The following is a 10,965-nucleotide window of genomic DNA, read 5'->3' as shown; positions in this document are numbered from 1 at the left end:
TTTGGCGGTCAGTTGACAAAAGCTGCTATTGCTGAACCTGGTACAATTTCGGTCTGTTGTTCCTTGGTTAAATGAATAAAGTCAGAAAGAAAAAGCCACCATCTATACAATAGACAGTGAACCTGAATTATCGAAGTGAGCCTGATTAAAACTGTAATTAACTGATAATTCCAAGATTGTTGTAGATTTCGATGAGATTGCCATCAGGATCGCGAAAATGGGCTGTGCGAATTCCCCAGTCTGAGCGGTCTTGTGGTTCAGTTACAACGATCGCATTCTGAGCTTTTACTTGCTCATAGACTTCATCCACGTTATCGACTGCGAAAATTAACACAGTTTTATCTCGACTGGCAACATAAGAAGGCTGTTCGATTCTGGGGACTACTTCAGCCATTAATTCTTTTTTAAACAAACCCAGCTTGAGATATCCGGTATTAAACTCAGCATATCCGCTATCTTCATCGCCCCAATCGACATCAAATTTTAGCAGATCCCGGTAGAACAGAAAAGAATCTTTATAGTTTGAGACAAGTAGTCTCAGGTGTGTTAACTGAAGCTTCATATCTGTTCCCTTGGTCTACTAACTGTGAATTCTCGGTTCTGGGTGCAAAGTCGCCAGCAACTCGCTTTCGACAGTTGCCAATTCATCAAGCCGTTGCATGACTATTTCTCTGTCGAAGTAAGTAGCAGCTAAAACCCAATATATACCGTAGTGACGCGCTTCGGATGCCATTAGCCCACGATAAAATTTTGCTAACTCTGGCTCTGGACAGTGAGCAGCTAAAAGTCCCAGACGTTCGTGAGAACGAGCTTCGATTAAACCAGTGACTAGTAAGGAATCTAGAAATCGCTCAGGTTCTTTGGGGCGTACAGCAGCTTTTAAACCCGCGCCGTAGGGAGGCGGTGGTAGGGGAGCTAGGGGAATATTCCGGCGTTCTAACCATTGGTTAACTAGTTCAAAGTGTTCTAGTTCTTCGCGGGCGATCGCAGTTAGTTCTCGCACCATTTTAGTATTAGAAGGGTAGCGAAACATCATGTTTAAGGCTACGCCTGCGGCTTTGCGTTCACAGTGGGAGTGATCGAGTAAAATAATATCTAAGTTAGCGATCGCTTGTTCAACCCAAGCAGAACTAGTGGGCTGTTTCAGGACGTTGATAGTTGGTAACTGAGTAAGCACAGAGTCAGAAAACTCCAGAATTTTAATTTAGCTGAGTATCCTCGCAAATTGATTTTAACGGAAGATTGTTTGAACAAGGCTCAATAATTCATTGGCGGTGAAAGGTTTTACTAAAAAGCCTTGGATACTAGTACCCATAGTTTGTACTAATGCCTCAGACCTAGCTAATCCACTTATGGCAATAATTTGCACTTGCGGGTTGATGATTTGCAAGGTGCTGATGGTTGTCTCTCCACCCATTAACGGCATCATCATATCCATTACCACCAGCCTAATTTCATCTTTATGCTCGGTGTACAGGGCAATGGCCTCAATCCCATTTTGGGCAGTCAATACTTTGTAGTTAGAGAATTCCAATGTGGTTTTGGTGATCTGAGTAATAGCTACTTCATCATCGACAACTAAAATCAATTCTCCGTGGCCTCTTGACAGTTCTATCTCATCTATTACTTGAGAAATGCTGCCCTCCTTGCTTGGCAGGTATACTTGGAATTTTGTCCCAATTCCGACTTCGCTGGCTACTTCCACAAAACCACCGTGGCTTTTGACGATGCCCATCAATATAGATAAACCCAGTCCTGTACCCTTACCCACTTCTTTAGTAGTGAAAAAGGGATCAAAAATCCGATCGATAATTTTTGAGGGAATCCCAACTCCAGTATCCGTAACTGTAATCCTCACATAGGAATTAACTGTTGCCCCAATGTGCATCCTGGCATGGTTTTCATCAATGAACACCTTGGCGGCAGAAATACAGAGGTTACCGCCATAAGGCATAGCATCACGAGCATTGACTACTAGGTTCATTAATATCTGATGCAGTGCGGTGCTGTCTCCGACAACCATCCCGACATTTGGCGCTATATCTGTTTTGATATCGATCAATTTGGGAAATGCTTGTTGGGCTATCTGCTTGATGTCTTCGATGAGTTGCGATACAAGTACGATTGTGTGTTCTCTTTCATAACCACCGGTAAATGACAAAATTTGCCCCACCAAATCACCGCCCCGTTTGGCATTGGTTTCTAGCATCTTCAGCATTTGCAGCGAAACGTCATCAAAATGGGGATATTTTAGGGGTAGGAGATGAACAATTCCCATGATTGGAGTCAGAAGATTGTTGAGATCGTGAGCGATACCGCTAGCGAGAGTGCCTAAGCTTTCTAAACGTTGACTACGCAATAGCTGAGTTTCGAGTTGTTTTTTCTCGGTAATATCGGTGTCAATAATCAGGATTGATTTAGGCAAGCCGACGGCATCAAGCATCAACGTCCAGCGGCTAGTAATAATTCTTTCCACACCATCTTTTCTAAATTTATGCAACTCTCCCTGCCATGTTCCATGCTCAATAACAGTTTTCTGAGCCGTTAATAGTAGAGGTGAGGTTTTTTTGAATAAAAGTTCCCAGGCGTTGTTTCCTTGAGCTTCCTGAACTTGCCAGCCGTACATCTTTTCTGCGCCTTGGTTCCAGAATAAGATTTGGTTGTGTAAATCTTCTACAATAATTGCATCTGTTGTAATGTCTAATAGGGCAGCTTGTTCGCGAATTTTCTGGTCTTGCTGATGACGTTCGCGTAGCGCAGCTTGCTGTTCGCTAACATCTCTGAATAACCAGCGCAAGTTTCCAGTTTTACCCTGACTATCTTGCACAGCGATCGCTGTTAGTTCTGCGGGAAAGTCTGTACTTCCTTCTTCATGAAAAATCTGTAACTCTTCTCTGCGGATTTGCCCCTGCTGTTGCAATTGCAGCATAATTTGACGAAATTTCTGCCGTTGTGTCTGATGCACAAATACAGCCAGTGGTTTACCAATCAGGTAAGATTGGCGCACCTTCAATAACTGAGCCGCAGCATAGTTAGCTTCCTGGATAATTCCAGTCGCATCTGTAAGCAAGTAACCATCTGGGGCAAAGTTAAATAAATCGTAATAACGTTGGCTTTCTGCTTCTAGCAAATGACGTGTATTGATCAATTCCTCATTTTGTTGCTGTAACTCTTCCAGAGAAATAGAGATTTCGGTCATCGCTTGTTGCAAAAGCTCTCTATGAGAATCCTGTCCTATATATTTCTCTGCCGCCAGACTTGCAAGCTGTGAGAGATTTTCCAGTCGTTGATGCGCTTTGACAATCGCTTGTTTAAAATTTTCCTTAGTCATTTGTAGTCTTCTCTAATGATTGCTTTGCTCAAGAAACGCAGAAGGAAAACTGACCTCTGCTTCAGTAAAGCGACCAGAGTGAGCAAGAGTTTAGGACTTCCAAATAAAAAATATCTAATTAATTCCTGTGGGGCGGGCAACATGAGCGCCCAATGGACTGGGCGCTCATGTTGCCCGCCCCACAATATTGGATAATTATTTCTTGGAATTCCCTTGATATAATGCCCTTCAGCATTTTTATCGCTAAATTAAAGGGTTTGATACCTCTACATCATATAGCAGCATCAGTTATCCTAGGAGCTTGCTACAGTCGAAGTTTAAATCCCAATCTTTAATTGTTATTCCTGTTGCTGCCGTTCCTCCATTTCTTGAGTAGAAATCATACTATTGACTCTCTCTATATCTACCATCATCAAAACTGCTCCTCGCATTTCAATGCCAAGTAGCGGAGTTATTGCTAAGTAACATTTTATTTGCCTACCCCGGCGATTGGTAGCATCGAGGATCATTTCTTGAAACTGTTTTTTCCCAGATAGAGAGTCGCGAATAGGCGATCGCAACTGCTCAACAGGTAGCCCAATATCTAGGCTGAAGATAGACTTTCCAATCACTTCATCAGTTCGCAAACCCCATAAATCTTCTACCATGTAATTCCAAATAGAGATAATAAAGCTGCTATCAATTACCACGATTCCCGTTTGGAAACTTCTGAGAATAGAGACGAGAAAAATGTTTGTGCGATTTAGTTCTGTGGTGCGCTCGCTCAGTTCATTATTAATTGTCTGTAATTCTTCATTAGTCGATTGAAGTTCTTCATTCATCGTCTCCAATTCTTCATTAGTCGATTGGAGTTCTTCATTAGTAGTTTCTAATTCTTCATTGGTAGATTGGAGTTCTTCATTAGTAGTTTCTAATTCTTCATTGGTAGATTGGAGTTCTTCATTAGTAGTTTCTAATTCCTGTTGGGAACGTTGCAAGGCATCTTGGAGTTGAATATAACGGGTGACATCATGAAATGAGATACTGACCCCTAAAAAGCTGGTGTCTGTTTCTTGTAAAGGCGTAATTTGCACATCCAGATATTGAGTTTCTGTATTAGACAAATAGCGCTCTATATTTGTGAGGCTCACAGGGCGGCGTTCAGTATAAGCCCGTTCAATTAGCGATCGCAATTCAACCGGTCGATAAGAAAGTTCTAGATCCTGGAAGGGACGAGTTAAATCTTTGGGGGAAAGGGCGAACAAAGTCCGCGCTTGCTCGTTTACCATTACCAGAGTGCCATTGATATCAATGATTATCTGGGCGATTGGGGCTGTGTCAAAACCCATGTCTCGCAACCGGAGATGTCTAGCCAAACGGCTGCTAGATTCATCATCTACTGAATTTGCCATAACTAAGAGGCGATCGCGTAGATTCACCGTTGATACTTTAGTAAATATCCGGTTTTTCAAGTCCAGTGGTAGAAACAGACTAGAATGCATCAATAGCATCTCTGCTTTTCCCAAAAACAGAAAGCCATTATCATTGAGTGCAAAGTGAAACCGGGCCAGAATTCGCCCTTGAGTCTCAGAATTAAAATACATTAATGTATTGCGGCTGACTAGCAAATCTAACCGTGAAATAGGCGCATCCTGAAGTAAATCGTGGCGACCAAAAATCACTGAGCGACGCAAATCTTGCCGGAAAACATAGCGATTGCCGACAATTTCAAAGTATTTCTGGCGCAGTTCATCTGGCACTGTTTGGACATCTTTGGCTGAATATACAGCTTGCCTAGCTTGGTTGAGAGTATCTTCATCTACATCTGTAGCGTAGATTTTCACTCGTTGGCGAAATTCCTCTGCTCCCAATATTTCAGCCATCAACATTGCTAGGGTATAAGCTTCTTCTCCAGAAGCACAGCCAGCGCTCCAGATGCGAATTTGGTCAGAAGTTTTTTTATTTCTAATCAGATTAGGTAGAATTTCTTCTGCGATATATTCCCAAGCTGATGAATCTCGAAAAAAAGCAGTAACGTTAATTAGGATAGTGTTAAAAAGATAATTGAATTCTTCTGGATAAACTTCTAGATAGTCTTGATATTCTTCAAAATTTTCTATAGTTAATGACTGCATCCGCTTGAGTACCCGACGGATCAAAGTCGAGCGTTTATAGCCTGTAAAATCAAATCCCCGGCTTTGTCTGAGATAAATCAGTAGATTTTCAAATTTGGGATCTCTTTCGGCAGAAGTCATACCATTTTGGATTTTAGATTTGGGATTTTAGATTAAAAGTATTTTTTATCTATTAACCTCAAAATTAATTCTGACGATGCAATATCTCAGTTGATTTCAACATTCCCCATGACCAAAGTCACCAGGGTGCTGGAAATTTCATCGAGGCGGAGAATAAAATCTATGTTGCCTGTTTGAATGGCAGCAGAGGGCATCCCGGAAAATTCGGCGGTTTTTATGTCTTGAACAATAATAGTACCACCCATTTTTTTAATCGCTTCTACTCCCATCGCGCCATCGCTACCTGTTCCAGTCAGTACAATAGCGATCGCCCTATCTTGATAAATAGCTGCAACCGATTCAAATAATAAATCAGCCGAAGGACGTAAAAAATGTACTAATTCCGACTGTGATAAGGAAAGAGTGCCGTTACTATTAACCAACAGGTGACGATTGGGTGGGGCAACGTAAGCCGTTCCTGGGGTCAGACGATCTCCTTCTTGTGCTTGTTTGACGATAATAGCCGTCCGCCGACTGAGAATTTCTGCCATGAACGACGGATGTGCTGGAGCAAGGTGTTGCACAATAGCGATCGCAGCTGGAAATTTAGCAGGTAGAGTTGATAACACTTTAACTAGAGCAGTCAGACCGCCTGCTGAGGCTGCGATCGCTACTATATCAAAGGCAGTATTAGTAAACTGAGGTGGATGATTGTTGGCATTTTCTGCCATCTGAATCATGATTTTCCATCTATGACTATCTGCCTAACTTTTTTAGTTACAGATAGCATTAATAAAGTTACAATTTTTATCATTGCTTCAGTAAATTATACAATATATCTGAACTACTTTTAGCTTTTTTGCTTTTAAGTAAGTAGACGCAATTAAATATAAAATGTCATTGCGAGGCGAACAAAGTGGAGCGTAGCAATCTCAGTCTTTGCGATTGCAACTCTTAGAGAATGTTTGAAAAGTTTTGGGCGAATTAATAGAGGGTCTAACCATCATTCTTGATTACTCTGCTTTGGGCCCGTTTCAACGGACTTGAGCTATTAGCCCAAAATTTATTTCAGGGCGGGAAAGCAACGCCAAACCAATGTTTTAGGAGTAAGGAATCAAACCAACCGTGAATTACATCCACCTACTTACCTATCACCTTGATATGTTAATCTTCCTCCTCTAGAATGCGTTTCGCCTCTAAAAGTTGCTGCTTATGTTCTTCACTAACTGTCGGGTATTGCAGATTTAATTCTTCTAATTTTGTGCAGATGATATTGGCAACAGTCAGGCGTGTAAACCATTTGCGATCGGCAGGAATAATATACCACGGAGCCCATTTAGTACTAGTGTTGTTAAAAACTTCTTCATAAGCATTCATATAATCATCCCAAAAAGCTCGTTCTCTGACATCATTATCTGAAAATTTCCAGTTTTTTTCAGGTAATTCTATCCGTTCTAAAAAGCGTTTTTTCTGCTCTGATTTCGAGACATTTAGAAAAAATTTCAGGATAATCACACCATTATTTACCAAATATTTTTCAAAATTATTAATTTCTTGAAAACGCTGTTTCCATATCTTTTTCTCCTCAGGAAAGTGGGGAAGTTGCTGTTTTTTCAGCATTTCTGGGTGGACACGAACTACTAACACTTCTTCATAGTAAGAACGATTGAATATACCAATTCGACCTCTTTCTGGCAGAGCTTTCATTGAGCGCCACAGATAATCATGGTCTAATTCTTCCGCACTTGGCCCCTTAAAACTAAACACTTGAAATCCTTGTGGGTTCACACCAGAAGTCACGTGTTTAATAGTGCTATCTTTGCCAGCAGCATCCATTGCTTGAAAAATAAGTAACAAAGAATAAGTGTTTTGAGCGTAGAGAATATTTTGGTAATTAGCTAGTCGTTCAATGTCTTTCTGTAATTTGCTTGCGGCATCACTTTTTTCATGAAAATCAGTCTTATAAGCTGGGTCATAGTTTTTTTTCAGAGAAATTTTTGAACCTGGTGGAACAATAAAAGCATCATGATTCATATATAAAATCTCCTAATGGCTAATTATAGCCAAGCATACTTGGAAGTATTAATTACTGAAAATTATAATTTATTAATCAATTATTTTCGTCGCTTTGGCATAGGGCGCATTGCTTCACGACCCAAGACAAACATCCCTGTGACACCTAAGCTGACAAACCAAACATATTGATACCAATATTGTCGAATTTTCTCAACTGTACTCAGTTCTGGATGCAGTGTGTTTAAGTATAGCAGTAGCACTAATATCATGAGTGCCCCAAAGCCAACAAGGCTCAAGCCAACAAGAATTCGTGCCGGACGTAATTCAAAATCACTAATAGTATTTAGGTCAATTTCTGCCAGTTCCTTAAATGATTCATCTGCAAAAGATGAGGTTTTTTGAAATCTATTGCTCAGTTTTGGTGGCAAAATCGGCGATAGTGTTGCTACAGTTGGACGACGTAGCAAAGCCTCAGTATCTCGCAATAACTGTAGTGGCTTACGAGTAGTCGTTGGTTGAGCAAACTCTATATTGTCTGTAGGACTTGGGTTATTGGCTTTGCTTTCAAAATCCATAGCACGCTTTAGAAGAACCAGGATATACATAAGCCTAGCGAATTAGGAGGCAAATGTAGCAAAATAATTCGTAATACTCGCCTCTGGCAAGAAGCAAGCTACGTAATTCGTAATTAATTCATTAACTCATCACAAAGCCACAAAAACATCGCTTTGTTCATTTTCATAAAAAGTGATGGTAAAATCTAAGCCATTAATACTAATGACCAATGACCGAAAATGAAAAGGATACAAGCCCATAAATCAATTTCTGGGGATCATTAATTTTTAATTTTTAATTTTTAATTCGGAGCAAAGCGACGATTACTCGTCCATTTCTTTTAATGTAGCTAATGCTGAAGGAGATAAACGACTGAGATAGCGGAATATCCAGTATTTAAAGATCGTGTTTAAAATCACTGGGAATGTAGCAATAAAGAAAAAGATGACATTTCTACTAGCTGGTAGACCTAAATGTTCTGCTAATCCTGCCAGAAGGACTTCCCAGCCATCTGGTGAGTGAAATCCTACAAATATATCTGTAAGCAAAATAATCAAAAAAGCCTTAGCACTATCACTAAGACCATAGACGATAGTATCCATAAAAGACTTGAGAATTACAATTTCTCTTTTGCTCAGGGCGATAATTATTCCAAAAGAAAATAGTGAGATTAAATCAGCAAAAACATTACCAAGATTACTATTACTTTTTGTACGAAATTCTTCAGATATTTCAACAGCTTTGTCTTTGATTTTTTCTTGTATTACCTCTGAACTAAGTGGCGGTGCTTGATTAAGCAAATATTCAAATCTCAGTGATTGTTGAAAATTATATAACTCATGGAGAGCTTCTTTTTCCATGTCAGAATTGATGAAAATTTGAGTTATATTATCTCCTCTAACTCTTTGTAATATTGGAGTTACTAAAAATTCTTTAGATAAAAATTGAGTTAAAAGCGGTACAATAATTAGAATTACCAAAAATCTCAATGCAATTATTGTTCTACTTTTAGAAATGCGATAATTCCTGATAAATTCTTCTTCTGTCTGGGGTGCAAAATCTTCTTGGATTTTATGAATTGTTCTGCCAATAGAACCCGGAATCACCCCATTTGTTTGAGTTGGAGGTTTAACATCAATAATATTGATGTTAGATGACTTTGGCTGTCTTTTTATGACGTTCCGATTATTTGTGATAAGTTGAGAAGTTGATTCTAATGGGCTATTGTTAATTATTTCATCTTTGATAGCATATCTTTCTACGACTTCATCAATAACCTTTAGTTTCTCTAACAAAACAGAATTAGAAATATTGACAATTCCCCGACTAAGTTGAAATTCTGCCAGCCTGATTTTAATAATAGTTAAGTTCTTATTGAGATATACTTGCCAATAAGACATAACATTCTCAGTATATTTTGCTGACTGTGAGGATATTTTTTTGCGGTCGAAATGTTCGTCCTCAATGCTTTTAATTCTCTGAGCGGCTTGGTAAGCTTCTAAGAGTGCCCTTTCTGGTGTATTTAACAACCAACGGTTAAGCGATCGCAAATATCCTTTGAAACTTTGGCGGAGTGATTCTGCTGTTTTTGCAAATGAATCTTTCATTACATATATGACTATTTAGATAATATGTATTATAGTTATATAACCATAAAAAATGGGTAATAACTAGTTGAAAATATTGAGTATACTACTACAGCAATTTGGTTACAATCCCCAGTATCTTAATGCCTACAATAATCTGGTTTTGCCCACGATAACTTAGAAGATTTCTAGGGGGCAATTGATGACTAGAACCGAGTCATACAGATTAACCCCAAAGATGCCGCTTACAATACAAATAGTAACGCGGTTCGTCTTGCAGAGAAGGACGCACAGGAAGAAATAAGTATTCTGGCGATGAAACAGGAGTAGATTATAGACTAGCGATCGCTTCAGCAACTAGTTTAGAAACAAAGGGCAAAATAGCCTGACTCTTAGCCTGCGCTTTCCCTTCAGTAAAAACTACTAAGAGATAGGGACGTTGTTCTGGTAACTCAATATAGGCGGCATCATGGCGAACTTGACTTGTCCAACCTGCTTTTGACCAAATTTGAGCATTTTCTGGAAGTCCACCGCCTAAAAAACCTGTCACCTGATTTTCCTCAGCATCAGGGGACAAATCATCAAGAGGACGTTTCAGTAAAGCCATCATAGCTTGCGATCGCCCACTTGAAACCGCTACCCCACCAACAATACTATGCAGTAAGCGCGCGATCGCATTTGTGGTCAACATATTGCGATTTTCCAGTAACTCTCCCACAAATGCCCGTTCCCGTCCATAAGGGCCATCACCCCAAGTTTTTTGACAGACGTTAATCGTCTCCAGTTCTTCCCAACCCAATGATTGGTAATAGCGGTTCACAATGTTACGCTGATATTGCCAGGTTTCAAAGGGCCCAGTTGGTAATTCCGGTCCTGAGGTAGTGCCACTAAGAATATCCACAACCAAGCCAGTAGCATCATTACTAGAATCGACAATCATATCGCGTAAGGCTCGTTCCAACTCCTTGGAAGTTTGAGTCATGCCTTTTTCTAGCCATTCGTTTACCGCCACCAGGTAAAATAGCTTGACTACACTGGCAGGATAAATCCGTTCAACACCGCGATAAGTAAAACCACGAACTGGGTGATCCCAAAAAGCGTTAGGAGTCAGCGCACCACCTGTATTTACTCGCACTGGAGGATCATAAACAACCCAAGTCAGGGCAATTTGGTTACGCGCTAAGGTTGGAAATTCTGCCCAAGCTGCATCTAAAATGCCATTACCCAGATTTTCTAGTTGATCGTCTTTATTAAAAAAAATCAT

The 10,965-nt window shown here is 40.0% G+C and carries 9 protein-coding genes; all 9 read right to left on the bottom strand.

From position 1 onward, the window contains the following. Positions 1–157 precede the first annotated feature (157 nt). A complete protein-coding gene (locus V7L31_RS01040) occupies positions 158–562 on the bottom strand; it encodes a VOC family protein (RefSeq protein WP_334694534.1) in 405 nt (134 codons plus the stop codon). Between the two features lie 18 nt (positions 563–580). Then, positions 581–1,177 carry a tRNA-(ms[2]io[6]A)-hydroxylase gene (locus V7L31_RS01035; RefSeq protein ID WP_334694533.1) on the bottom strand — a complete coding sequence of 199 codons (597 nt, stop codon included), beginning with the start codon at positions 1,175–1,177 and terminating at the stop codon, positions 581–583. A 54-nt stretch (positions 1,178–1,231) separates the two neighbouring features. Further along, positions 1,232–3,331 (bottom strand): PAS domain-containing hybrid sensor histidine kinase/response regulator, encoded by a 2,100-nt coding sequence (locus V7L31_RS01030; protein WP_334694532.1) that lies wholly within the window; start codon positions 3,329–3,331, stop codon positions 1,232–1,234. Between the two features lie 338 nt (positions 3,332–3,669). Further along, entirely contained in the window at positions 3,670–5,565 is a 1,896-nt protein-coding gene (locus V7L31_RS01025) for a CheR family methyltransferase (protein ID WP_334694531.1), read from the bottom strand. Between the two features lie 86 nt (positions 5,566–5,651). Next, the gene (locus tag V7L31_RS01020) at positions 5,652–6,284 is read right to left on the bottom strand and encodes a chemotaxis protein CheB (protein WP_334694530.1); all 633 of its coding nucleotides are present in this window, start codon (positions 6,282–6,284) and stop codon (positions 5,652–5,654) included. 424 nt (positions 6,285–6,708) lie between these two features. Next, positions 6,709–7,578, bottom strand: a complete 870-nt coding sequence (locus V7L31_RS01015; RefSeq protein ID WP_334694529.1) for a polyphosphate kinase 2 family protein — start codon at positions 7,576–7,578, stop codon at positions 6,709–6,711. Positions 7,579–7,658: 80 nt separating this feature from the next. Continuing rightward, a complete protein-coding gene (locus V7L31_RS01010; protein ID WP_334694528.1) occupies positions 7,659–8,135 on the bottom strand; it encodes a hypothetical protein in 477 nt (158 codons plus the stop codon). 303 nt (positions 8,136–8,438) lie between these two features. Continuing rightward, positions 8,439–9,722: a proton extrusion protein PcxA gene (locus tag V7L31_RS01005; protein ID WP_334694527.1), complete on the bottom strand. Its 1,284-nt coding sequence runs from the start codon at positions 9,720–9,722 to the stop codon at positions 8,439–8,441. A 310-nt stretch (positions 9,723–10,032) separates the two neighbouring features. Continuing rightward, positions 10,033–10,965 (bottom strand): serine hydrolase, encoded by a 933-nt coding sequence (locus V7L31_RS01000; RefSeq protein WP_334694526.1) that lies wholly within the window; start codon positions 10,963–10,965, stop codon positions 10,033–10,035.

This window comes from Nostoc sp., assembly GCF_036916655.1.
Taxonomy (GTDB): Bacteria; Cyanobacteriota; Cyanobacteriia; order Cyanobacteriales; family Nostocaceae; genus Nostoc.
This window is presented reverse-complemented; position numbering and strand designations above follow the sequence as displayed.

Excerpts from the sequence above, each read along its gene's own strand:
- V7L31_RS01015 (WP_334694529.1), bottom strand. The coding sequence starts at position 7,578 with ATGAATCATGATGCTTTTATTGTTCCACCAGGTTCAAAAATTTCTCTG.
- V7L31_RS01040 (WP_334694534.1), bottom strand. The coding sequence starts at position 562 with ATGAAGCTTCAGTTAACACACCTGAGACTACTTGTCTCAAACTATAAA.
- V7L31_RS01010 (WP_334694528.1), bottom strand. The coding sequence starts at position 8,135 with ATGGATTTTGAAAGCAAAGCCAATAACCCAAGTCCTACAGACAATATA.
- V7L31_RS01000 (WP_334694526.1), bottom strand. The coding sequence starts at position 10,965 with ATGATTTTTTTTAATAAAGACGATCAACTAGAAAATCTGGGTAATGGC.
- V7L31_RS01020 (WP_334694530.1), bottom strand. The coding sequence starts at position 6,284 with ATGATTCAGATGGCAGAAAATGCCAACAATCATCCACCTCAGTTTACT.
- V7L31_RS01030 (WP_334694532.1), bottom strand. The coding sequence starts at position 3,331 with ATGACTAAGGAAAATTTTAAACAAGCGATTGTCAAAGCGCATCAACGA.
- V7L31_RS01005 (WP_334694527.1), bottom strand. The coding sequence starts at position 9,722 with ATGAAAGATTCATTTGCAAAAACAGCAGAATCACTCCGCCAAAGTTTC.
- V7L31_RS01025 (WP_334694531.1), bottom strand. The coding sequence starts at position 5,565 with ATGACTTCTGCCGAAAGAGATCCCAAATTTGAAAATCTACTGATTTAT.